At 70.5% G+C, this 21,673-nt stretch carries 24 protein-coding genes and 1 tRNA gene; 8 read left to right on the top strand and 17 right to left on the bottom strand.

Annotation, left to right across the window (positions count from 1 at the left end; translation table 11 throughout):
- Positions 1-16 precede the first annotated feature (16 nt).
- From ACIRB4_RS21005 to ACIRB4_RS20995, 3 genes are all read right to left on the bottom strand, one after another.
- Positions 17-1,699 carry a sensor histidine kinase gene (locus ACIRB4_RS21005; RefSeq protein WP_403293272.1) on the bottom strand — a complete coding sequence of 561 codons (1,683 nt, stop codon included), beginning with the start codon at positions 1,697-1,699 and terminating at the stop codon, positions 17-19.
- Positions 1,696-2,523: a response regulator transcription factor gene (locus ACIRB4_RS21000; protein WP_403293270.1), complete on the bottom strand. Its 828-nt coding sequence runs from the start codon at positions 2,521-2,523 to the stop codon at positions 1,696-1,698. Before ACIRB4_RS21000 ends, ACIRB4_RS21005 begins: the two co-directional genes overlap by 4 nt.
- Before the next feature lie 92 nt (positions 2,524-2,615).
- Complete coding sequence (locus ACIRB4_RS20995; RefSeq protein WP_403293268.1) at positions 2,616-3,413, bottom strand: exodeoxyribonuclease III; 798 nt, start codon at positions 3,411-3,413, stop codon at positions 2,616-2,618.
- A 50-nt stretch (positions 3,414-3,463) separates the two neighbouring features.
- Here ACIRB4_RS20995 and ACIRB4_RS20990 point away from each other — a divergent pair, with 50 nt between their 5' ends.
- Together ACIRB4_RS20990 and ACIRB4_RS20985 are read left to right on the top strand one after the other, a co-directional pair.
- Entirely contained in the window at positions 3,464-3,940 is a 477-nt protein-coding gene (locus ACIRB4_RS20990; protein WP_403293266.1) for a GNAT family N-acetyltransferase, read from the top strand.
- A 98-nt stretch (positions 3,941-4,038) separates the two neighbouring features.
- The gene (locus ACIRB4_RS20985; protein ID WP_403293265.1) at positions 4,039-5,025 is read left to right on the top strand and encodes a trypsin-like serine peptidase; all 987 of its coding nucleotides are present in this window, start codon (positions 4,039-4,041) and stop codon (positions 5,023-5,025) included.
- 104 nt (positions 5,026-5,129) lie between these two features.
- Here ACIRB4_RS20985 and ACIRB4_RS20980 read toward each other — a convergent pair whose 3' ends face one another.
- Complete coding sequence (locus tag ACIRB4_RS20980; protein WP_403293263.1) at positions 5,130-5,552, bottom strand: hypothetical protein; 423 nt, start codon at positions 5,550-5,552, stop codon at positions 5,130-5,132.
- Positions 5,553-5,742: 190 nt separating this feature from the next.
- On the opposite strand from ACIRB4_RS20980, the gene ACIRB4_RS20975 reads away from it, so the two are divergent.
- On the top strand, positions 5,743-6,030 hold the full coding sequence (locus ACIRB4_RS20975; protein WP_403293261.1) for a hypothetical protein: 288 nt from the start codon (positions 5,743-5,745) through the stop codon (positions 6,028-6,030).
- Between the two features lie 486 nt (positions 6,031-6,516).
- Here the strand turns inward: ACIRB4_RS20975 and ACIRB4_RS20970 are convergent, their stop codons facing one another.
- From ACIRB4_RS20970 to ACIRB4_RS20950, 5 genes are all read right to left on the bottom strand, one after another.
- Positions 6,517-7,176: a hypothetical protein gene (locus ACIRB4_RS20970; RefSeq protein ID WP_403293260.1), complete on the bottom strand. Its 660-nt coding sequence runs from the start codon at positions 7,174-7,176 to the stop codon at positions 6,517-6,519.
- Positions 7,177-7,221: 45 nt separating this feature from the next.
- Positions 7,222-7,845 carry a DUF6000 family protein gene (locus ACIRB4_RS20965; protein WP_403293258.1) on the bottom strand — a complete coding sequence of 208 codons (624 nt, stop codon included), beginning with the start codon at positions 7,843-7,845 and terminating at the stop codon, positions 7,222-7,224.
- Positions 7,846-7,949: 104 nt separating this feature from the next.
- On the bottom strand, positions 7,950-8,627 hold the full coding sequence (locus ACIRB4_RS20960) for a DUF4253 domain-containing protein (RefSeq protein WP_403293256.1): 678 nt from the start codon (positions 8,625-8,627) through the stop codon (positions 7,950-7,952).
- A gap of 167 nt (positions 8,628-8,794) precedes the next feature.
- A complete protein-coding gene (locus ACIRB4_RS20955) occupies positions 8,795-9,199 on the bottom strand; it encodes a hypothetical protein (RefSeq protein ID WP_403293255.1) in 405 nt (134 codons plus the stop codon).
- Positions 9,200-9,235: 36 nt separating this feature from the next.
- The gene (locus ACIRB4_RS20950) at positions 9,236-9,661 is read right to left on the bottom strand and encodes a DUF4259 domain-containing protein (RefSeq protein ID WP_403293254.1); all 426 of its coding nucleotides are present in this window, start codon (positions 9,659-9,661) and stop codon (positions 9,236-9,238) included.
- Between the two features lie 217 nt (positions 9,662-9,878).
- On the opposite strand from ACIRB4_RS20950, the gene ACIRB4_RS20945 reads away from it, so the two are divergent.
- The 4 genes from ACIRB4_RS20945 to ACIRB4_RS20930 all read left to right on the top strand — a co-directional run bounded on the left by ACIRB4_RS20945 (position 9,879) and on the right by ACIRB4_RS20930 (position 12,414).
- Entirely contained in the window at positions 9,879-10,367 is a 489-nt protein-coding gene (locus ACIRB4_RS20945; protein WP_403293252.1) for a DUF4265 domain-containing protein, read from the top strand.
- Between the two features lie 225 nt (positions 10,368-10,592).
- Complete coding sequence (locus ACIRB4_RS20940; protein WP_403293250.1) at positions 10,593-10,808, top strand: DUF1963 domain-containing protein; 216 nt, start codon at positions 10,593-10,595, stop codon at positions 10,806-10,808.
- Positions 10,778-12,064 carry a hypothetical protein gene (locus ACIRB4_RS20935; protein WP_403293247.1) on the top strand — a complete coding sequence of 429 codons (1,287 nt, stop codon included), beginning with the start codon at positions 10,778-10,780 and terminating at the stop codon, positions 12,062-12,064. Before ACIRB4_RS20940 ends, ACIRB4_RS20935 begins: the two co-directional genes overlap by 31 nt.
- 113 nt (positions 12,065-12,177) lie before the next feature.
- The gene (locus ACIRB4_RS20930) at positions 12,178-12,414 is read left to right on the top strand and encodes a hypothetical protein (protein WP_403293245.1); all 237 of its coding nucleotides are present in this window, start codon (positions 12,178-12,180) and stop codon (positions 12,412-12,414) included.
- Positions 12,415-12,648: 234 nt separating this feature from the next.
- Here the strand turns inward: ACIRB4_RS20930 and ACIRB4_RS20925 are convergent.
- The 7 genes from ACIRB4_RS20925 to galU form a co-directional block, all read right to left on the bottom strand.
- Positions 12,649-12,722, bottom strand: a tRNA-Ala gene (locus tag ACIRB4_RS20925).
- 50 nt (positions 12,723-12,772) lie between these two features.
- Positions 12,773-13,816: a gephyrin-like molybdotransferase receptor GlpR gene (glpR, locus tag ACIRB4_RS20920; protein WP_403293243.1), complete on the bottom strand. Its 1,044-nt coding sequence runs from the start codon at positions 13,814-13,816 to the stop codon at positions 12,773-12,775.
- A gap of 148 nt (positions 13,817-13,964) precedes the next feature.
- Positions 13,965-14,603, bottom strand: coding sequence for a GNAT family N-acetyltransferase (locus ACIRB4_RS20915; RefSeq protein WP_403293242.1), 639 nt, complete (start codon positions 14,601-14,603; stop codon positions 13,965-13,967).
- Positions 14,600-15,091 (bottom strand): molybdenum cofactor biosynthesis protein B, encoded by a 492-nt coding sequence (locus ACIRB4_RS20910; RefSeq protein WP_403293503.1) that lies wholly within the window; start codon positions 15,089-15,091, stop codon positions 14,600-14,602. The genes ACIRB4_RS20915 and ACIRB4_RS20910 overlap by 4 nt, the downstream gene beginning before the upstream one ends.
- Before the next feature lie 212 nt (positions 15,092-15,303).
- Positions 15,304-15,795 carry a cyclic pyranopterin monophosphate synthase MoaC gene (gene moaC, locus ACIRB4_RS20905; RefSeq protein ID WP_403293240.1) on the bottom strand — a complete coding sequence of 164 codons (492 nt, stop codon included), beginning with the start codon at positions 15,793-15,795 and terminating at the stop codon, positions 15,304-15,306.
- 57 nt (positions 15,796-15,852) lie between these two features.
- Positions 15,853-17,238, bottom strand: coding sequence for a gephyrin-like molybdotransferase Glp (glp, locus tag ACIRB4_RS20900; protein WP_403293238.1), 1,386 nt, complete (start codon positions 17,236-17,238; stop codon positions 15,853-15,855).
- Between the two features lie 4 nt (positions 17,239-17,242).
- A complete protein-coding gene (gene galU, locus ACIRB4_RS20895) occupies positions 17,243-18,145 on the bottom strand; it encodes a UTP--glucose-1-phosphate uridylyltransferase GalU (RefSeq protein WP_403293237.1) in 903 nt (300 codons plus the stop codon).
- Positions 18,146-18,272: 127 nt separating this feature from the next.
- Here galU and ACIRB4_RS20890 point away from each other — a divergent pair, with 127 nt between their 5' ends.
- Positions 18,273-18,857 (top strand): 5-formyltetrahydrofolate cyclo-ligase, encoded by a 585-nt coding sequence (locus ACIRB4_RS20890; protein WP_403293235.1) that lies wholly within the window; start codon positions 18,273-18,275, stop codon positions 18,855-18,857.
- A 7-nt stretch (positions 18,858-18,864) separates the two neighbouring features.
- Here the strand turns inward: ACIRB4_RS20890 and ACIRB4_RS20885 are convergent, their stop codons facing one another.
- On the bottom strand, positions 18,865-21,657 hold the full coding sequence (locus tag ACIRB4_RS20885; protein ID WP_403293234.1) for a penicillin acylase family protein: 2,793 nt from the start codon (positions 21,655-21,657) through the stop codon (positions 18,865-18,867).
- Positions 21,658-21,673: the final 16 nt, after the last annotated feature.

Genomic DNA, 21,673 nt, shown 5'->3' with positions numbered 1-21,673 from the left:
GGGCACGGGAGGGGGTTCAGTACCGGCCGGCCGGCGGTTCGTGCGGGCCGGATCCGCCCGTGGGCGCCGGCAGCACGACCGTGAAGACCGTCCCCACGCCGACCTCGCTCGCCACCTCGATGGCCCCGTGGTGGTCCGCCACGATCTGACGCGCGATCGAAAGACCGAGACCGCTGCCCCCGGTGGCCCGCCCGCGCGCCGCGTCCGCCCGCCAGAAGCGGTCGAAGAGATGCGGCAGATCGTCCGCCGGGATGCCGCTGCCGGTGTCGCTGACCGCGATCCGCACCATCTCGTCCCGCTCGGCCAGTTCCAGCCGCACGACGCCCCCCGGAGCCGTATGCCGCACCGCGTTGCCGACGAGGTTGCTCAGCGCCTGACGCAGCCGCCCGGGATCGCCGTACAGCGGTACGGGTCCGGCGGCGACGGCGTCGAGCCGGACCCCGGCCGCCGCCGCCAGCGCGCTGTGCGCCGTACGGCAGGTCTCGATGAGCTCGCGCGCGTCGAGTCCGGTGCGGTGGTACGTCAGGACGCCCGCCTCGGCCAGCGCCAGGTCCTGCAGGTCGTCGACGATCCGCTGCTGGAGCAGCACCTCCTCGTGCAGGGAGTCGAGCAGCTCCGCGTCGGCCTCCAGCACCCCGTCGCGCAGCGCCTCCAGATAGCCGCGCAGATTGGCCAGGGGCGTGCGCAGTTCGTGCGCGATGTCACCGACCAGGCGGCGCTGGCGCTCCTCGCTGGCCTGGAGGGAGTCCGCCATACGGTTGAAGGCGCGGCCCAGCTCCCCGATCTCGTCCTTCCCGGAGACCGGCACGCGCCGTCCGAGGTCGCCCTCGCCGAGCCCACGGGAGGCCCGGGTGAGGGCCCTCACCGGCCGCAGCACGGCGCGGCTGAGCAGCAGGGCGCAGGCGACGGCGGCGGCCGCGACCCCGGCCGACACGGCCGCGGTCGGGCCGACGGCGAGGCTCTGCCCCGCGTCGTCAAGGGCGCCGAGGTGGACGGTGAGCGGCTGGGGGGCGACGGCGGCGGTCCGCTCGTGGAAGACCCTGCGCAGGCAGGCGGTCCGCTCGTCGCCCAGCTCGGAGGCGCAGGTGCCGACCGCTTCCACATCGGCCTCGAAGGCGGCTTTCGAGGCAGCCTCCCCCTTGACGCAGGCGGCGGCCCCGCCCGTGGCGCCCGCCGCCTTCCCCCGGTCAGTGAAGACGGGCACGCCCATCTGGTCGGTGCCCACGTCCACCTCGTGGCCCGCCCGGGTCAGGCACGCGGCGTAGGTCACTCCGGCCACGTAGTCACCGATGGCGCCGGCGGTCACCTTGGCCAGCGAGGGGAAGAAGTCCCAGGAGGGAAAGGTCGGCTCGGGCCGGGGGTCCACCAGAAGCGGCGGCGCCGTACCGCCCGGACGCGGGTCCCGGCCGAGCAGCGCGTCGGAGTCGGCGATCTGCCCCTCGGCGTCGCCGCTGATCCGGATGCGCTGCCCGGTGTCGCGGGCGAGGGTGCGTACGGTCCCGGCGACACCGTCCCAGGTGCCGTGCGTCCGCCCGTACCGCAGCAGCTCGTCGGTGATCCGCGCGAGATCCTGCCGGTCGGCGGCGGCCGACTCCTGCACCTGCCGGGTGGCCTGACGCAGAGTCAGCCAGGCGGTCGCGGCGGTGGCGGCCACCGCGACGAGGAGGATCAGCGCCAGCACCCGTATACGGAAGCTCACGCCCCCTCCCCGAACGAGCGCCGGCCCGAGGGCCCGCCCGGGGGGCCGCCCCGGGAGCTCGGCGGTCCGCCGCGCGGCGAGGCGTCGCCCGGGGGTCCCGACGGCCCGCGAGGCGATGCGTCGTCACCCGGGGGCCCGGAGCCGTCCGCCAGGCGGTACCCCCGCCCGTACACCGTCTCCAGGTGCCGCGGCCGCCCCGGATCGGCCTCCAGTTTCCGCCGCAGGTTCATCACATGCGCGTCGACGGTCCGCTCAAGGACGTCCCGGTCGAAGCCGAAGACGCGCTCGATGATCTGCGCCCGGGTGAAGACCCGGCCCGGCTCGCGGGCCAGGGTCTCCAGGATGGAGAACTCCTTCGAGGTCAGCGCCACCGGCCGCCCCGCGACCCGGACCTCGAAGCGCGCGGTGTCCAGCTCCACCTCGCCGACGCGCACGAGCGTGGGCTCCCCCGCACCGGCCTTCCTGGCCCGGCGCAGCAGTGCCCGTACGCGGGCGGTCAGTTCACGGGGGCTGTACGGCTTGGTGAGGTAGTCGTCGGCGCCGAGGTCGAGGCCGAGGAGCATGTCCTCCTCGGTCGTCCGGGCGGTCAGCAACAGAATAGGAACATCCGATTCCGTACGCAGAATGCGGCACACGTCGAGTCCGTCGACGAGCGGAAGCATCACGTCCAGAACAATGAGATCCGGCCGGGTCGAGCGGGCCCGCTCCAGCGCGGCCCGGCCGTCGGCCACGACCTGCACCGCGTTTCCTTCTCGTTCCAGGTAAATCCGGATCAGCCGGGACTGTTTCTCATCGTCCTCGGCGACCAGAATTCGCGCGCTCAACGTCACTCCCCACCCAGGGCCTGCGGCATTCCAGCACGGTAATACAGAAAGCCCCCGGGAAACCGCGAGCGACCGAAAACCGCCCCCGCCCTCTACGGCCCGTAGACCGCGGTGACGGGCGCGTGGTCGCTCCAGCGCTCGGCGTGCGTGGCGGCGCGCTCGACGTACGCCTTCACGGCCCGGTCCGCGAGGCCGGGCGTGGCCATCTGGTAGTCGATGCGCCAGCCGCTGTCGTTGTCGAAGGCGCGGCCGCGGTACGACCACCAGGAGTAGGGGCCCTCCTGGTCCGGGTGGAGGGCGCGGACCACGTCGACGTACCCCGCCTCGTCGAGGACGCGGGTCAGCCAGGCGCGCTCCTCGGGAAGGAAGCCGGCGTTCTTGCGGTTGGCCTTCCAGTTCTTCAGGTCGGCCTCGTGGTGGGCGATGTTCCAGTCGCCGCAGACGACGACCTCGCGCCCGTCGGCGGCGGCGCGCTGCCGCAGCTCCTTCAGATAGGGCAGGAACTCGCCCATGAAGCGCAGCTTCTCGTCCTGCCGCTCGGTGCCGACCTCGCCGGAGGGCAGGTAGAGACTGGCGACGGTGACGCCGGGCAGGTCGGCTTCGATGTAACGGCCGGCGGCGTCGAACTCGCTCGACCCGAAGCCCACGCGCACCTGGTCCGGCTCGCGCCGGGTGTAGAGGGAGACGCCGGCGCGCCCTTTGGCGGCGGCCGGGGCGTGCGCGGTGAACCAGCCCTCGGGCGCCCGCACCTCCGCGGGGAGCTGGGACTCCTCCGCGCGGACCTCCTGGAGGCAGACCACGTCGGCGGAGCTGCCGGCCAGCCACTCCACGAAGCCCTTCTTGGCGGCGGCGCGGAGGCCATTGACATTGACGGACGTCACAGTGAGCATCCGGGGAGAATACCGACACCCAGAGCCCGCATAGATGTACGATACTGCGCATGTATATTCGTCCAACTCCGTACGACCATCCTGACGCGGTCAAACTCAACGACGCCGTCCAGCTGGAGTACGCCGCCCGCTACGACGACGAGGGCGATGTCACACCGCTGGACGCGAGCATGTTCGTACCGCCCGTCGGCCTCTACCTCCTCGCGTACGACCCGCTGGACCGCCCCGTCGCCACCGGCGGCTGGCGCAGCCAGGACGAGAACGACGAGGGCTACTCCGACGGCGACGCCGAGCTGAAGCGGATGTACGTCGTCCCGGAGGCGCGCGGTCTCGGCCTGGCGCGCCGGATCCTCGCCGCCCTGGAGGAGGACGCGCGGGCGGCGGGCCGGACGCGGATGGTCCTGGAGACCGGCACGATGCAGCCGGAGGCGATCGGCCTGTACCGGTCGAGCGGTTACGAGCCCTGCGCCAAGTTCGGCCACTACCGCGAGTACGAGAACAGCCGCTGTTTCGCCAAGCTCCTCTGACGCGCTCCTGACAAACGTCTCACTATCTGGCACGCTGCCTCACGCATGTCTGTCCGCACCGTTCTCATCCCCACCTGCCCCGGCAGAAGGAGACCTGCGTGAGACGCCATCGCACAGCCCTGACCGTCCTGTCGGCCGTCGGAGCCCTGCTCACCGGAGCGCTGACCGCCACGACGGCGCAGGCGGCCGACGCCGCCCCGGCCACCACCGCCGCCCCCGCCGCCCGCTCCGTCACCGCGACGGAACAACAGCGCGCGAGCACCTTCTGGACGCCGGCCCGCATGCGCGCGGCCGCCCCGCTGGACCTCGACGCCACCCCGGGCGCCCTCGCGCGGGTCGCCCGCTCGGCCACCCCGACCACCATCGCCCCCACGGCCTCGCCGACCACGATCACCCCCACGGCCTTCCCCCAGCAGGGCGGCCCCTGGACGGGTGGCGGGGCGGTGGTGAAGACCTCGGGCCGGGTCTTCTTCACCTTCAACGGCCGTACGGCCTCCTGCTCCGGCAACGCGGTCACCAGCCAGAACGCGAGCACCGTGATCACGGCCGGGCACTGCGTGAAGTACCAGGGCGCCTGGCACACGAACTGGGTCTTCGTGCCGGCGTACGACAACGGCAGCGCGCCGTACGGCCAGTGGACGGCGACCAAGACGCTCACGACCCCGCAGTGGGAGGCGAGCGAGGACATCAACTACGACGTGGGCGCGGCGGTCGTCGCCCCGCTGAACGGCCAGAAACTGACGTCGGTCACCGGCGCGCAGGGCATCCAGTTCAACGGCGGCTACAACAAGCCGATGTACGCCTTCGGCTTCCCGGCCGCCTCCCCGTACGACGGCTCGAAGCTGATCCACTGCTCGGGGAACTCCTCGAAGGACTTCCTCTTCTCCCAGGACCACAGCCTCGCCTGCAACATGACGGGCGGCTCGAGCGGCGGCCCCTGGTTCACCGGCTTCAACGAGACCACGGGCACCGGCCTCCAGGTCTCGGTGAACAGCTTCGGTTACACGTTCCTCCCGAACCGCATGTTCGGCCCGTACTTCGGCAACGACGCGAAGGCCCTGTACGACCGGGCCCAGGCGTCCTGATCCACCCACCGGGACGGCGCTCCCTGGAACCCCTCGCTCCTCACCGGAGCGAGGGGTTCCTCATCGCCCTGGGTGAGCGAGGCGAGGTGCTCACCGATGGGTGCTCAGTCGACGCCCGTGAGGTAGACCCGGCTGGCGCGGTCGTCGACCCGCGCCACCGCGACCTTCAGCCAATTGAGGTTGTCCTCGCACGGCGCGCACACCTGGCCTTCGCGGACACCCGCCAGCAGATCGGGCTCCGGCAACCCCAGGTGCGAGAACGGCGTCGACGGGTTCATGTTGCGGGCGAGTGGCCGTTTCCGCAGGCTGAGCGGTTCCTCCGGCTTCAGCTGGGTGACGAACTCGTCCACCTCGCTCGTGGGAAGAACGAACGCCATGATCAGGCCGTCGTCCTGCAACCCCTCCAAGTGCGCCGCCTGCCCCGATGAGCGATCCACCGCCGGGCTGCCGGTCCCCGTGCTCCCCCTCATATCGAATTCCCTGGCCTGTCCCGTCGTGTGCATGCGGGCCATATCGGCGTCGGTCACCGTGGTCGGACCGATGGGCGTGACTTTCCCCGGGCCCCTTGCCACCCGACTGCGCGAAGGCGTTCCAGACGGAGAGGAGACCGAGTCGGGCCGAGGGGGCAGGCCGAGTACGGCCCCTGCGCCGGTGTCTACGGACGCCGGAGGGCTTCGCCGGTTCCTGATGTACTTCGCTCGGGAAGGAGGGCCCACGATGCCCATCACACTGCCGGTGCCGAACGAATTCCGCCTGCCCGAGGGCTGGCTCCCGGCCGCACCCCCGGACGGCGTCGACGTCCCGGACGTGGCCTTCGCCGCGGTGCATCCGCACACGGCCGCCGGCTTCACCGCCGACATCACCGTGACCGAACTCGCCGAGAAATCGGCGCAGCGCCTGCGCGAGGCCGCCGGGCCGGTCGTCATGGTCCACCGTCGCGAGGTCGGCTCCGTGAACGTCCCTGCCCTGACCAGGCTCCAGGTTCCCAACGGCTACCGATGTTGACGAGGTCGCGCCCGGCGCGGTGACGCGCCGAGCACGGCCGCAGCTACGGCCTCCTCATACTCTGCGTTCCGAACCCACGCTCACTTGGTGATCACGGGCGGCACGCCTTCACTCGGTGCGTCTATCGGTCCTTCCACCGGCTGACCACTGCCCTGGACCCGTTTCGCTGTGACGGCGGCGTCGGCTGCCCGCAGATGAGGCAGCGCTCGCAGTTGCGGCCTGGGACGAACCACCCCGAACCCAGGCCGATCCACTGCCAGACGGCCACCCGAGGCCCCGTCCGCAACCGGACATCGCCTCGAACGACCCCTGAAACGACGAAGATCCCGCCCGATCTTGCGATCGGACGGGATCTCGTCACCATTCCTGAGCTGACTCAAGAACAGTCGCTTGTGGGGTGTTCACGAGTACCGCTGACCAGGCGGGACAGAGGCAGTTGAAGATCGCTTCCCAGATCGGCGGAGATCGTTTCCCACTAATCAACGGTCAGCCGCCGCGGAGACCCCAGTGATCAAGGCCACGGTAGATGTGCGCCGTTCGGCACTGAGGCGCCACGAGACAGTCAGCTTCACCTCGGTAGACGGCGATGAGGGAGTCTTCGCTGCGCCACCAGTTGTCCGCGATGCCTTGGATCTCGCGGACCGGTTCGTATTCCTCCAGGTCCAAGTCGTCGACGGCGTCGCCCGTGATCTTCGTGATGCTCTGTGCCCAGAGTGCGGCGTGGTGGGCCAGGGCCAGTGATTCCACCCACCCGTCGATGCTTGCATGCAAGGGTGTCCAGCGCTCGGCGTGGATACCGAACTCTCCGCCTGGCCCGATCATGAATCCGTAGGCCATAGACACCCGCTCGTCCCCGACCGAGAACCACCAGCCTTGTGCGGCAGCGCCTTCGGGTGTGTCAGCGTCCAGGATCCGCGGGCCGCCTTCGTACACGGGTGCCGGAGGCAGTGCGATGCCGCCCCAGCGCGCTTGGAAGGCCGCAACGCGGTCGACCTCGGCAACGGGTATCCCGTGCATGAGCCACTGGTCCCGGCGGAGCTGGACTTCCAGGCACGGGACGAGCAGCCCATGCGCGTGGACGAACTGTCGGGCTCGGCGGCTCAAGCCTTCCGGGGGTCGAGGGGGTGGCGGTGAATGCGTGGTCACGCAGCGACGTTAAGCGTCAGGGACGCGCCATAGGAAGGGAGAACCTCACCACCCGTGCACTGCACGGTGTCGGGCACTCTTCTGGACGAAGGAGCAGTACTGGGCCATGGTCTCCCGGCATTCGGCGGGCTCCAGCTCATGCCCTGAGGGCCGCTCGCGTGCCCACCGCTGCCAGGGGCCGTCCTGCGTGAGGAAGCGGGCTGCATGGTCGGTGCCTTGGGCGGTGTCGAGGTGGAGCAGGGCGCCAGGGGCGGATGCCTGGTCGTAGCCCAGGTCGGGGCGGGCCAGGTAGCGGTCGAGGTAGGCGGTCAAGAGGTCGGCGTCGGATGGGGACCCGAAGGTGGCCAGGGCGATGCAGTACACGTGCCCTGCGTACGGGGCCGCGCTGGCCAGGAGGAGTTCTCCCAGTCGTGGGCGGAAGGCGGTGTGGCCGGCTATCGCGATCAGCCAGGCAGCGGTTTTACGTTCGCGCCATCCGCAGTCAAGGAGGAGTCCGAGTTCGCGGGGTGTGATGGCCTCTGAAGCCTGGGCAAGTTCACGCGCGAAACTATCGCGCTCGCGCTCTGCCAGGCGGAAGATCCCGTAATTCAGACGCAAGTAGCGCCGACCAGTGGCGACGTAGTGGCGTCGCAGTTGGTCCAGTTCCAGATCGTCGTGGTCGGGGCGCATTCCTGCATCGTGCCCTACTGCGCAACGGCATGGGTGGACGCTGCAAACAGCAGCGTCGGCCCCTCACAACACGCCGGAATGATCAGACCATGTCCCGGGCTGGATCAGTCCCACCAGAAGTCCCAGCGGTGGGCGCCGGTGATCCGCTCGGCGTAGGCGGCCAGTGTGTACGGCCTGGTGCCCTGCCAGATGTTGTCCGGGCAGAAGGCGAAGTGCTCGGCCGCGAGCAGAAGAGCCTCGTGCTCGTCCGCCGGTGGCGCAGCGATGCTGAGGTGCAGGGTGGAGAACCCGACCGCGACGACACGGGCGCCGAACCGCTGCTCCCAGTCACGGACGATGGCAGAGAACTTCGCGGTGTCGTTGTCGTAGTTGCAGGGTCCGTCCCAACCCGCGACCGCGAGCGCCTCCGCTCCGGACGCTGCGGCGACCAGCCCAAGCCGGGTCTGTGGGCGCTCGGCGAGCAACACCTGCGCATATTCGGCGGCCAGTTGATCGGGATTCGTCGCTGGCTCGCTCCCAGCCGCGAGGCCGGGCCAGGTCTGCCCGAAGGGCGCCGTGACGGCGAGTCGCCTGTCGGTCTCGAGCATGTCGTCGTCTTCGTCGACAGCTGTGTAGGTCGCCCACCACTGTGCGAGGAGGTCGGCAGGGTCGTGGTTGGCCGGGGAGGACATCTGCTCGGGGAAGATCCCCCCGGATCCCCATGGGCGGAATTCGGCATCGCTCGGATCCAGCGCGTCGAGCAGCAGCGGCCACAGGCCGGAGCGTGTGTGTTCGGCGTGCATCCACGTCCATAGACCGGCTTCGGCTGGCCCGTCACTGATCCATAGGGCCTGTACGTCTCCGTCGTCTTCATTGGAAGTGACCATCCGGCCGGGCGGGAGGAGACCTTCAAGACTCAAGCGGGCTTCAAGGGGCATGGTTCGGCGACTGGTTCTGCGACCGGTGGGTGTCACTGCGGGGCACCGGCCACTTGATCGCGGAACTGTTGGAAGGCGTGCCAACCCGACGTGCGTCCCGGAGCAATCAGGTCCCCTCCGGCGCAGTCGAGTGCCTTGCACTGCAGAGCTTCGGCAAACCGGAGGACGGGCGTCAGTACGTCATCGCCGGAGCCGCGAATATGGAGCATGATCGAGTCCACTGGGTCCTCTGAGCCGATGTTGAGTTCGATGGACCAAGCGGGGCCGAGAAGTTCGCCCCAGGCAGGGTCGGAGAGATCAACTTCGGGAACAGCCTGGGTGACAGCCGCGAGCACGTCGTTGCGCCGACCGAGCGGGGGCGAGGTGTAGTCGGCGGGGATCTCCTCCATCGAGGTGACATCGTCGGGCAGGTGGAGGAGAAGTACGTCCCAGCTCATGATGGCCTTCCAGGTTCGAATAGCGGTTGCGGTTGGTCAGAGCAGGCTGAGCTGGTCTCCGAGCGGCTTGGGCAGGAGCACGTTCTGCAGGCGGCGAATGTTGGCACGCCAGGGCCCGCCGTCCGATTCCGCCCATAGGTCCATCAGCTCGGACGGCTCGGTCATGACCCGGTCGAGCGCGTGCAGGGCGAGGTCGCGTAGACCGGTGAGATCAGGAAGGGACTCTTCCGGCCCATAGACTGGATCGGCCGGCTCACCCCCAGGGCATTGCGCGGCAACGAGGGCAGCCCCAGCCACGGCTTGCTCAGAATCGGGTGCTTCCAGATAGCCCGCGGTGTCGATCACACGGGTGAGAATGCTGCGAATCAGGCCCGTGCGCTCGCCTGCGGCTGCCTCATCAAGTTCGCCGCAGAAGTCCGCTGCGGTGTCGTTGTCGAAGGGGCCGACGTCCCAAGTACCCATGCTCTCTCCCAATCACGATATTGACCGGGGCATCCTGACAGAGCCCACTGACAGCACCCGCGCAGTCCAAGGGATGCCGATGAGCTGGCTGGCATCGCCGTCACCCTGGCGCTGCTCCAGGGCACGACGTTCACCTGCGCCACCGTACGGATCCGGTGACCTCTTCCGTCCGCACTCCCACGTCCGATCATGTGGATGTGGCAGGGATGATGGCGCCGTGACGAACATCAGTGACGACCATGTGAAGGTCCACTTCCGGATGGACATCGACGAAGACGGCTGGCCGCCGGCGAGCGTCGAGAGCCTCTGGGCCGTGGAACTCGGCGACGGTACCGTGCGGCTGGACAACACCCCGTGGTTCGTCCGTGGCGTCGCCAGCGACGACATCATCCGGGTTGAGATCGACGATGAGGGCATCCGCTGGGCTGGAGAGACGGTCCGAGCTTCGGAGAACTGCACGATCCGGCTGATCGTGCTCAAGGACGGCGGATCAGCCGCAGCCCGGCAGAGCGTTCTGGAGATCTTCCACAAGCTCGGCACGACAGGCGAAGGTATCGAGAGATTCCGGATGGTCGCACTGGATGTCCCACCGGGGGCGGACCTGCCGCGGATCCGAAAGCTCCTGGAACACGGCGCGGCGGAGGGCTGGTGGCACTGGGAAGAAGGGTGCGTTACCGCTGCTTGGAGGTCCACGGCCACGGACTGAGCGGCCGCGTGTGCAGCAGGAAGGCCGCCGAGGTCTCTGTCAGCGGCACCGTGGATGATCTGGCGCATGACACACGGTTCCCGAGAAGCCCTTCGATCCCTCGCCATGCAGCACCTGTCGCCCGAGGATGCTGAGAAGTGGCTCGGTCTGCTTCGCCCTGGCATACGTCTTGAGGTAGCAACTGACACTGACGACGCTGTGGGTCGCCTCGGTGGTCTTCCCGCCTTGCCTGCCAGCGCGGAGTGGCCGGTGTGGGAGGGGCATGGTCCGCTCTCCTTCGTCGCCTCGATCGACTGCGCGCGTCTGCCGACGGCCGCGCTGGACATCGATCTGCCCGAGGCGGGAGCGCTGCTGTTCTTCTACTTCGACGGGCAGTTGGACGACGGCGAGGCCGTCCCGGGCCACCAGGCGTGCGGCCCAGGACCGTACTGGCCGGCCTGATGCTCGCCGTGTACTACACGGGCCGAGCCACGGTCTCCGACGCCTGGCGGATCCTGCACTTCCGTCTCCAGCCCACAGCCCGCGCCTGGCTCGGCATCCCCGAGGTGCCGCCGTCCACGGCACGCGCGTGCATAGCTGCCAGTCGTCGCCTCTACCGGGGGCTGGACCGGATCACCACCGCGCTCGACCCGGCACGCTGCGACCGGCGCCGGCGCCTGGCCCAAGCGGAGGCGGACATCCACTCCGATGTCTGGGACGAGGCTGTCGGCCGCGCGGCCGCGGACCGGCTCCAGCGGCTGGCGAACGATCTCGTCCTGGCCCCTGTCCGGCTGGCGCAGCAACGCGGATACCTGCGGCACTGGGCCGGTGACGTGGGAGTGGACGCCACCTCGATCCCGGTTCTGGCCGCCCCGGACAGCGACCGCTCGGGCACGGCCTCCGTCGAGATCACCGCCGGCTGGCACTTCAGCGGCGGCTCCGACAAGGGCATCTTCGGCTACAGCGCGAGCCTGCTCGTCGCCGCCCACGCCCGCACAGGCGAAGGGGCTGCGGGGGGCCGCCGCGCGCCCTCCTATCCGCAGCTCTGCCTCGGCCTCAGCCTGGACGCTCCGACCGTTCGTACGGGCGAGAACGCGGTCACCGTGCTGAGGCACCTCGCCGAGCTTCGACTGCCGACAGGCACCTGTGCCGCAGATCGCGCCTACACCGGCTGCTCGCCGGAGAACTTTCAGGTCCCGGTACGCAGACTCGGCTACCGCCTGGCCCTGGACTACAAGGCGGCCGACCGCGGCATCCAGGGCAGCTGGCAAGGAGCTGTACTGATCGACGGCTCCCTCGCCTGCCCACACATCCCCAACGCCTTGGCCCAGGCCACTCACGGCATGGACGACAAAACCTTCCGCCGACGGCTCGATGAACTGAAACCGGTGGCCGCCGAGCGGCTGCCCTACTTCCTCAAGCTCAAGCAGAACGCCGACGCCCGCGGAACCGTGCGCCTGCAATGCCCGGCGGCCGGCCCGTCGCCTTCGGTGAACTGTCCACGCCGGGAACGCCTCCGTCCGGCACGACCGAACGCCTCGGGCCCGCCTCAGACCGTGATTAATTTGGCGGACCGCCGCTCCCGGGCCAGCCACGCCTCGGCTCGCCCGACCAGCTCCCTGACAGAGAGTGGACGGACCCTCCCGGCAGGGAGGCGCTGCCCGCCGTCTGCGGGGCCTCCGCGATCAGCATCCCCGCCGACGCGGCCGGCGACCTGAAGATCGCCAAGTTCCGGCAGGACAGCCACTACCTCAGCCTCGCCTGGGATCGGATCTACAAGCCGATCCGTTCCCACAACGAGGGCCTCAACGGCCGCCTCAAAGGCGCCTACATGGACATCGGCAACCCGATGCACCGCCGAGCACCCGGCCAGGTGGCCCAGACGATCCTGATCGCGATCATGTTGGCCATCGGAAACCTGGACATCCTGGAAACCTGGCTCTACGAGCGCACCGGCAGCCGACTCTCCGACGCCGACTTCGAGTCCATTCCGGCTGCCCCAGGTCGCGACCCGTCTTCCGCCCCCACACCACCCGACATGGGGCGGCATCCGCCGGCCAGCCTCTGATCGGGCAGCGTCACAGCCGCACAGCACCATCACCAGCCCCGGGCGACCGGGGCCGGTTCGCATGCCCCGGCAGCGGTGAGGCACCTGCCGAGCAACCCGCCAGACCCGATACGCCGCCATCCACCACCCCGAACAGGCATCGAACGGCCCCCGAAACGACGAAGATCCCGCCCGATCTTGCGATCGGACGGGATCTCGTCACCATTCCTGAGCTGACTCAAGAACAGTCGCTTGTGGACCTGTGGGGATTTGAACCCCAGACCCCCTCGATGCGAACGAGGTGCGCTACCAGACTGCGCCACAGGCCCTTGCGACGTGTGAAACATTAGCATCCCGATCGGCGTACTCGGAAATCGCCTCACTCGTTGGCCGCGCGGGGCCTGTCCTCGTCCGCGTACTGGTCGAACAGGGGGGTTCGGCCGTGATCGCGGGTGCGTGGCTTGGGGGTCGTGCGTTGGCGTGGGGCCTGCTGCGGGGCGGGAGCCGGGGGTGGGGTGGGGTCCGCGGATGTGGAGGAGCGGGCCGAGCTCCAGGTCTCCGGGTCCGTGATGTCGACGCCCCCCGTGGCGCGCGGGGCGACCGGGGCCGTGACGTACGTGGGGAGCGGGACCGGGACCGGGTCCCAGCTGTCGCCGCGGGCCGGGCCGCGCTCGCGCTGCTGGTCCACCCACTCCGCGTGGTCCGTCTGCTCGACGAGCGCGCGACGGCCCGCCTCCTGCGGGGAGACCGCGGGGGCCGGTTCGGGCTCGGGGCGGCTCGTCTCACCGTCCGGCTCCGGCGCCGACGGCCGCCGTTGCGGCCGGCTCTCGCGCAGCCGAGCGGCCGCCGCCTCGGCGCGCCGCCGGTCCATCACGTACACGAAGCGCCGCCGCTCCTGGGTGCGCAGATGCACGATGTACGCGCTCAGGAGCACCGCCGGCACCCCGGGCGCCCACAGGAACGCCAGGCCGCCGACCGCCGCGACGATCGCGCCGAGGGTGAAGGCGAGGAAGAGGACCACCGTGGTGCGCCGACGCCTGGCGAGGACCTTGCCCCGCCGGGCGCGCTCGGCCGCCGCCTTCGACGGCCGCCGGACGGGGGCCGGTTCGGGGAGTTCGAGCCGCGCCTCCGTCCTGGCCGCGGGCGCGGAAAAGGCCCGGACGTCGACCGAGCTGAGATGCTCGGTCGCCGCTTCCGGGTCCACGTCGGGCTCCACGTCGTCCGCCGTACGGTCCCGTTCCTTCAGCTCCTTGGCGTACCGGCGCTCCATTCCCGCCCGTCCGGACAGCAGCCGGATGGCGGTGCTGAAGCGTTCCGTCGGACGAGCTTCGTTCAGCTCGTCCTGCCTGCGGAGCCACATCGGCACCAAGTAGGCGGCCCAGGCCCCGACGATGACTGCGTAGATGAGGCCGCTGCTGCTCACGTCTCACACCGTAGAGGGGTTCGCGCAAGGGCATCGGCCAATTGGCCCGGTGTGTCGCACGATCTGGCTGATATCACTGAACTTTTTTGTGATTGTTCAGATCGATTGATGGCCGCCCGGCGGTCCACTGCCGATCGAATTCGAACGTTTATTTCATTTCCCCGGGCTTCGCCGACTCCTGCCGCTGCGTCCGGTGCCAGCGGCGCAGCAGGCCCTCGGGCACTTCCTCGGCGGTCAGCGCGTAGACGAGATGGTCCCGCCACGCCCCGTCGATGTGGAGGTAGCGGGGACGCAGCCCTTCCTCGCGGAATCCCAATTTCTCCACGACCCGTCGCGACGGGCCGTTCTCGGGCCGAATGCAGACCTCCATCCGGTGCAGCCCGACCACCCGGAAACAGTGGTCGACGGCGAGCGCCACCGCCGTCGGCATGACACCCCGCCCGGCCACGGCGCTGTCCACCCAGTAGCCGACATGGCCCGAGCACATCGAGCCCCAGGTGATCCCGGCGACGGTGAGCTGGCCGACCAGCTGCCCCCGGTACTCGATCACGAACGGCAGCATCCGGCCCGCGTTCGCCTCGTTGCGCAGATGGCGCACCATCTGGCGGTACGTGGGGCGCTGAGCGACCGGGCCGCCCGGCCCGGCCGGAGGGATGGTCGCCTCCCACGGGCGCAGCCAGTCGCGGTTGCGCCGGTTCACCTCGCGCCACACCCGCTGGTCACGCAGCTTTATCGGACGGAGGACCACATCGCCGTCCGACAGGACCACGGGCCAGGTCGTGATCATGACGGCCGGCCCGGATCCGACCCCGGTCTCGGATGGTCGCCGCCACGGAGCTGGTCGACGGCGTGGACGAGCAGCGGCTCCAGCACGGCGAGGCCGTCCCGGACCCCTCCGGGCGAGCCCGGGAGGTTGACGATCACCGTGCCGCCCGCGACGCCCGCAAGGCCCCGGGACAGGGCCGCGGTCGGCACCTTCTCCCGGCCGTACGCGCGGATCGCCTCGGGGATGCCGGGGATCTCGTGGTCGAGGACCCGGCGCGTGACCTCGGGGGTCGCGTCGGTCGGCGAGATGCCGGTACCGCCGGTGGTGAGGATGACGTCGTAGCCCGCCTCGACCCCGGCGCGCAGCGCCGCCCCCACGGGCTCGCCGTCCGGGACCACCTGCGGGCCGTCGACGGCGAAGCCCATCCGCCGCAGGCCCTCGGCGAGCAGCGGGCCGCCCTTGTCCTCGTACACCCCGGCGGCGGCCCGGTTGGAGGCCGTCACGACCAGTGCGGCGTAGGGAGCGGAGAGCGCGCCGCCGAGCTCGGACCGCCCGGCGCCGGGTGCCGGGGTGGCCGGGGCCTGGGCCGCGTGCTCCGCGCTCGCGCCCTCACCGGAGGGCCCGTGGTGCGCCTCCGACACACGCCCCGCGCGCACCTGCGGCACCGTGGCCGGGGCCTCGCCCGCCGCCGTCTCGCCCGCCGGGTGCCGGATGCCCGTCGTCATGCCGTCGGCTCCGTCCGCGTCCACGTGCCCGACTTGCCGCCCGTCTTCTCCTCGACCCGTACGTCGGAGATCACCGCGCCCTTGTCGACCGCCTTGATCATGTCGACGACCGTCAGGGCGGCCACCGAGACGGCCGTCAGGGCCTCCATCTCGACGCCCGTGCGGTCCGTGGTCTTCACCGTCGCCAGGATCTCGACCGCGTCGTCCGCGACCGTCAGGTCGAGTGTCACGCCCGAGACGGCCAGCGGGTGGCAGAGCGGGATGAGGTCGGGGGTCTTCTTGGCCCCCATGATCCCGGCGATACGGGCCGTGGCGAGCGCGTCGCCCTTCGGGACGCCCTCGCCCCGCAGCAGTTCGATCACGCGCGGCGAGACGAGGACGCGGCCACTGGCGCGCGCGGTCCGCGCCGTCACGTCCTTCGCGGAGACGTCGACCATGCGGGCCGCACCCGCCTCGTCGATGTGGGTGAGTCCTTGCTGCGTGCTCATGGCTGTGACGCTCCCGGTCGCTGTGTGGGAAGTCACGGTACCGCCACCGGGCCCTCCTCAGCCGAGGAGGACCACGTCCAGCTCACTGCCCGGCTCCACCGATTCCCACTCCTCCGGTACGACGAGCAGGGCGTCGGCGTGCGCGAGCGCGGCGATCAGATGGGAGCCGGCGCCGCCCACGGGGGTGACGGTGCCGGACTCGGCGTCGTACGTCCCGCGCAGGAACTGACGGCGGCCGGCCGGCGAGGTCAGCGGCCGGTCCGCCTCCAGGACGGCGCGGACCCGGGGGCGGTGCAGGTCCCGGAGGCCCATCAGGGCCCGGATCGCGGGCCGGACGAAGATCTCGAAGGAGACGTACGAGGAGACGGGGTTGCCCGGCAGGGCGAGCAGCGGGGTGTGCTCGGGGCCGATCGTGCCGAAGCCCTGGGGCTTGCCCGGCTGCATCGCGAGCCTGCGGAAGTCGACCCGCCCGTCGGCGGTCAGCGCCTCCTTGACGACGTCGTACGCGCCGACGCTCACGCCGCCCGTGGTGACGATGAGGTCGGCGCGGATCAGCTGGTCCTCGATGGTGGCCCGCAGGGTCTCGGCGTCGTCGGTGACGGCGCCGACGCGGTACGCGATGGCTCCGGCGTCGCGCGCGGCGGCGGCGAGCGCGAAGCTGTTGGAGTCGTAGATCTGGCCCTCGCCCAACTCCTCGCCGGGCTGGACCAGTTCGCTGCCGGTGGAGATCACGACCACGCGCGGGCGGGGACGCACCCGCACCGTGCCGCGACCGATCGCGGCCAGCAGCCCGACCTGCGGCGGCCCGAGGACCGTGCCGGCCTCAAGCGCCAGGTCGCCGGCCTGGACGTCGCTGCCGCGCGCGCGGACGTGCGCGCGTGCCTCCGCGGCGCGGTGCACCCGGACCTCGCCGCCCGCGCCCTCGGGGGCGGCGCTGGCGGCGCGCATCCCGCTCGCCGCTCCCCCGCCCGTGCCGCCGTCGGTCCACTCGACCGGGACGACGGCCTCGGCGCCCGGCGGCAGCGGGGCTCCGGTCATGATCCGGGCGGCCTCGCCGGGGCCGACGACGGGCAGGCCGCCGGCACCGGCCGCCACGTCACCGATCACGGTCAGTACGGCAGGGAACTCCTCGGTGGCACCGGCGACGTCGGCGACCCGGACCGCGTACCCGTCCATGGAGCTGTTGTCGAACGGGGGCAGCGCCACCGGCACCGTCACGTCCTCGACCAGGACGCAGCCCTGGGCGTCGGGCAGTTGCAGCTCGATGGGTTCGAGCGGGGAGACCGCCGCGAGGACGTCGTCCAGGTGCGCGTCGACGGACCAGAGGCCGTGCGACGGCCCCTCGCAGGGACCGTGGGACGGACCGCCGGACCGATCGCTGGACGAGCCGTGGGACGGACCGCCGGACGGGCCGCCGGTCGCCGGTGCCGTACTGCTGCTCAAGGTGCTACATCTCCTCGTCGACGTAACTGCGGAGCCAGGTCCGGAAGTCCGGTCCCAGGTCTTCACGTTCGCACGCGAGTCTGACAATGGCACGCAGATAGTCCCCGCGGTCACCGGTGTCATAGCGCCGGCCCTTGAAGACCACGCCGTGGACCGGGCCGCCGACCCGCTCGTCCTTGGCGAGCTTCTGCAGCGCGTCCGTCAACTGGATCTCACCGCCGCGCCCCGGCTCGGTCTCCCGCAGTATCCCGAAAACGGCCGGATCCAGGACATAGCGGCCGATGATCGCGTAGTTGCTCGGCGCTTCCTCCGGATCGGGCTTCTCCACCAGGTCGGTCACCTTCACGACATCGGAGTCGACCGTCGCCTCGACCGCCGCGCAGCCGTACAGGCCGATCTGCGCGGGCTCGACCTCCATCAGCGCGATGACGCTGCCGCCCTCACGCTCCTGGACCTCCACCATCCGCGAGAGCAGCGGGTCGCGCGGGTCGATCAGGTCGTCGCCGAGGAGGACGGCGAAGGGCTGCTCGCCGACGTGCGGGGCGGCGCAGAGCACGGCGTGGCCGAGCCCCCGCGGGTCACCCTGACGCACATAGTGCATGGTGGCGAGGTCGTTGGACTCCTGGACCTTGGAGAGCCGCTCGGCGTCGCCCTTGCGGGTCAGCGCCTCCTCCAGCTCGTAGTTCCGGTCGAAGTGGTCCTCCAGCGGGCGCTTGTTGCGGCCGGTGATCATCAGGACGTCGTGGAGACCGGCCTCGACGGCTTCCTCGACGACGTACTGGATCGCCGGCTTGTCGACGACCGGCAGCATCTCCTTGGGCGTCGCCTTGGTGGCCGGGAGGAACCGGGTGCCGAGGCCCGCGGCCGGGATGACAGCCTTGGTGATCCTGGGGAGGGACTGAGTCATGCGGAGCACCTTAGCCGCTCGTAATGAGAGGAAGATGGGGGTCCCATCAAGTTCCTCCGCATAAGAGCAGGTACGAGAAGGTACGAGAACATCTCTGAATCCCGGGAGCTCCACAGTGCAAGCCGACATGTCCGGAAAGGCCGTTCTGCGCCGTCAGTTGCTCGCCGCCCGTGCCCTGCTGAGCAGCCATGATGCCGAGGCCGCCGCCGAGCGGCTCGGCCGGGGTGCGCTGGAACTGACCGAGATGGCGGGGGCGTCGACGGTCGCCGCCTATGTGTCGGTGGGCCGGGAGCCGGGCACGCGCGCGTTGCTCGACCTGCTGCGGGCACGGGGCACGCGCGTGCTGCTGCCGGTGCTGCTGTCCGACAACGACCTGGACTGGGCCGCGTACGAGGGGCCGGAGCGGCTGGCGAAGGCGGGCCGGGGCCTGCTGGAGCCGACGGGTCCGCGGCTCGGCCCGGACGCCGTGTGCGAGGCGGACGTGGTGCTGCTGCCGGGGCTCGCCGTCGACGAGCGCGGGATGCGCCTCGGCCGGGGCGGTGGCTCGTACGACCGGGTCCTCGCCCGGCTCGCGCGGGCGGACGCGCATCCGGCGCTCGTGGTGCTCCTCTACGCGAACGAGGTGGTCGCCCGGGTCCCGGAGGAACCGCACGACCACCCCGTGCACGCGGTGGTGACCCCGCAGGGGGCCCGGCGCTTCACACGCCGCTAGAGGCCCGTCAGGGCCTCAGGACCAGCGTCTCCTTCGTCGAGGCGTCGACCGCCGCCTTGCCGAAGGACCAGTCGAGCAGCTCGCCGTTCACCCACTTCTCGGTCTGGTCGGCGTAGTGCGAGTGGTACGCGTGCCCCGAGGCGCCGGACAGGTTGATCCAGCGCGACCGGTCCCAGTCGCCGACGTTGACGACCATCCGCATCGACGGCACCCAGATGACCTCGTAGCCGCCGGCCGCGTTCCAGCCGGTCGCGTTGACCGCCGCCTCGCCGCCGCCCAGGTTCCACGGGCCGCGGTTGAGCATGGTCCGGATGAAGTCCGGTCCGGCGGTGCCGAGGGTCTGGTTCTCCAGGGTCAGCTGGTGCAGCCGGCCCCAGCTCCAGGTGGAGACGTCCTTGCCGAGCTTGGCGGTCAGCTCCCAGCGGGCGTCCTCCATGGCGCGGGCGAGCAGCTGGTCACGGTTCTCGGTGGCCTGGTCCGTGCGGTTGGCCTCGGTCTTCCACCACTCGCTGTCCTCGTCCTTCAGCAGCGGGCGGACCACCTCGTACCAGCGGTCGCCGCCGTCGGGCTGCGCCGACTCCGCGTCGCGCTGGCCGCACTCGCGCACCAGCCTGTTCTGCTCGTCGACCGGGCCGGTCGGGTCGGCCGGGCGGACGTTGATGCAGTCCCCCTCGGCCCGCAGCTCCTTGGGCAGCTTGTCGCCGAAGGCGAGCTTGAGGACGTTGCGCCAGACCGCGTTGAAGTACGCGGCGGCGGCCGAGTCCGGCTCCTGGGTGTAGTCCCAGCCCTCCAGGAGCTTCTGCGCCTCGCGGACGTACCGATCCGAGATGTCGATCTTCAGCAGGAGCGGGTTGAGCAGGGTCGCGATCTCGCTGCGGTTGTCCATCTGCATGGTCCGCATGTCGTCCGGCGAGATCTTCCCGCCGTCCTTGGTCTTCGACTCGATGAGGTCGTTGATCCGCTGGCTGCGCGAGCCGTACCCCCAGTCCTTCGTCAGGAGGGCGGGGTACGCGTCGGCGCCGGTCACGGCCTGGTTGGCGGTGACGATGTAACCGCGCTCCGGGTTCTCCTCGTAGGGCAGCTCCTCGTAGGGGATGTAGCCCTTCCATCGGTACGAGGAGTCCCATCCCGGCGCCGGGAGCGTGCCGTCGCCCTTCGCGCGCTCCGGGATCCTGCCCGGCGCCTGGTAGCCGATGGTGCCCTCGGTGTCGGCGTAGATCAGGTTCTGGGAGGGGACCTGGAACTTCTTGGCCGCGGCGCGGAACTCCTTGAAGTTCTTGGCGCGGTTGAGCTCGAAGACGGCGTCCATGGAGGTGCCGGGCTCCAGGGCCGTCCACTGCAGGGAGACTGCGTAGCCGGTGCCGCGGTCGGGTGCGGCGTTGCCGACGGGGGCCTTCTGGCCGACCTTCTCCAGCTCCGAGGAGCGGTCGGAGACCACCGGGCCGTGGCCGGTCGAGCGGACCGTGATCAGCCGGCTGCCGCCGCCCGCGATCTTGATCGTCTCCTCGCGGGTCGTGAACGGCTTGGTCCGGCCGTCGACGAGGTAGCCCTCGCCACTGACCTTCTCGAGGTACAGGTCGGTGACGTCGGCGCCCAAATTCGTGAAGCCCCAGGCGATGCTGTCGTTGTGGCCGATGACCACACCGGGCATGCCGGAGAAGGTGTAGCCGGCGACGTCGTAACGGCAGGTCGCCGAGACCGAGCGGCAGTGCAGTCCCATCTGGTACCAGAGCGACGGCATCTGCGGCGCGAGGTGCGGGTCGTTGGCGAGCAGCGGCTTGCCGGAGGTCGTGTACTTGCCGGCGACGACCCAGGAGTTGGAGCCGATGCCGTTGCCGTTGGGGCCGAGCAGCGCGGGGATCTCGTCGAGCGAGTCGGAGAGCGCGCCGAGCTGGGACTGCATGCCCTGCAGGGCGCTGTCGACGGAGCCGCCGTTCGTGGAGCCGCTGGTGCCGGTGGAGCCGTTCGTCGACGCCGAGGAGCCGCCGTCACTGGTACCGGTGCCGGAGTCGCCGCTCCCCGACGTCTTGCCTTTCGGGTCGAACTCGCCCTTCGCCTCGTCGACCGCGCCGCCCTCGACGATCGGCTGGTGCAGCTCGTACGGGTACGCCGGGTACAGCTGCTTGATCTGCGCCGGGCTCAGCCGGCTCGTCATCAGCGAGCGGTCGATCTCGTCCTTCATGTTGCCGCGCAGGTCCCAGGCCATCGCCTTGAGCCAGGCCACGGAGTCGACCGGTGTCCAGGGCTCGATCTCGTACGAGTGGGAGAAGGAGAGCGCCGCGTACTCCACCGAGACGTCGGAGGGGTCCCGGTCCTTGAGGTAGGCGTTGACGCCTTCCGCGTACGCCTGGAGGTTCTTCTTCGTCTCCGGCGACAGGACCTTGTCGTACTCCTCCCGCGCGATGCGGTGCCACCCCAGCGTGCGCAGGAAGGCGTCGGTGTTCACCTGGCTCTTGCCGAACATCTCGGAGAGCCGGCCCGACGTCATGTGGCGCCGGACGTCCATCTCGTAGAAGCGGTCCTGCGCCTGGACGAAGCCCTGCGCGCGGAAGAGGTCGGCCTCGGTGTCGGCGTAGATCTGCGGGACGCCGTACGCGTCCCGCTTGACCTCGACCTGACCGGAGAGCGCGTCGAGCCGGATCGTGCCCGTCGTCTGCGGGAACGAGGCCCGGACGGTGCTGACGCCCCAGTACCCGCCGAAACCGACGCACCCGACCAGGGCGAGGACCAGGACGAGGACGATCAGGCGGGCGCGTCGCCCCTTCTTCTTGGCGGGAGGCGCGGTCGTGTTGGAGGGCATCGCTGTCCTTCGAGGG

The sequence above is a fragment of the Streptomyces sp. NPDC093600 genome (assembly GCF_044764755.1).
Taxonomy (GTDB): Bacteria; Actinomycetota; Actinomycetes; order Streptomycetales; family Streptomycetaceae; genus Streptomyces.
Note: the sequence above shows the minus strand (reverse complement) of the source record. Positions and strands in the feature narration are given on the sequence as shown.

What these genes read in the sequence shown, in the direction of transcription:
- ACIRB4_RS20995 (WP_403293268.1), bottom strand. Translation starts at nt 3,413, where the DNA reads ATGCTCACTGTGACGTCCGTCAATGTCAATGGCCTCCGCGCCGCCGCC.
- ACIRB4_RS20990 (WP_403293266.1), top strand. Translation starts at nt 3,464, where the DNA reads ATGTATATTCGTCCAACTCCGTACGACCATCCTGACGCGGTCAAACTC.
- ACIRB4_RS20975 (WP_403293261.1), top strand. Translation starts at nt 5,743, where the DNA reads ATGCCCATCACACTGCCGGTGCCGAACGAATTCCGCCTGCCCGAGGGC.
- ACIRB4_RS20965 (WP_403293258.1), bottom strand. Translation starts at nt 7,845, where the DNA reads ATGCGCCCCGACCACGACGATCTGGAACTGGACCAACTGCGACGCCAC.
- ACIRB4_RS20960 (WP_403293256.1), bottom strand. Translation starts at nt 8,627, where the DNA reads ATGCACGCCGAACACACACGCTCCGGCCTGTGGCCGCTGCTGCTCGAC.
- ACIRB4_RS20955 (WP_403293255.1), bottom strand. Translation starts at nt 9,199, where the DNA reads ATGAGCTGGGACGTACTTCTCCTCCACCTGCCCGACGATGTCACCTCG.
- ACIRB4_RS20950 (WP_403293254.1), bottom strand. Translation starts at nt 9,661, where the DNA reads ATGGGTACTTGGGACGTCGGCCCCTTCGACAACGACACCGCAGCGGAC.
- ACIRB4_RS20930 (WP_403293245.1), top strand. Translation starts at nt 12,178, where the DNA reads ATGGACATCGGCAACCCGATGCACCGCCGAGCACCCGGCCAGGTGGCC.
- ACIRB4_RS20915 (WP_403293242.1), bottom strand. Translation starts at nt 14,603, where the DNA reads ATGATCACGACCTGGCCCGTGGTCCTGTCGGACGGCGATGTGGTCCTC.
- moaC (WP_403293240.1), bottom strand. Translation starts at nt 15,795, where the DNA reads ATGAGCACGCAGCAAGGACTCACCCACATCGACGAGGCGGGTGCGGCC.
- galU (WP_403293237.1), bottom strand. Translation starts at nt 18,145, where the DNA reads ATGACTCAGTCCCTCCCCAGGATCACCAAGGCTGTCATCCCGGCCGCG.
- ACIRB4_RS20890 (WP_403293235.1), top strand. Translation starts at nt 18,273, where the DNA reads ATGTCCGGAAAGGCCGTTCTGCGCCGTCAGTTGCTCGCCGCCCGTGCC.
- ACIRB4_RS20885 (WP_403293234.1), bottom strand. Translation starts at nt 21,657, where the DNA reads ATGCCCTCCAACACGACCGCGCCTCCCGCCAAGAAGAAGGGGCGACGC.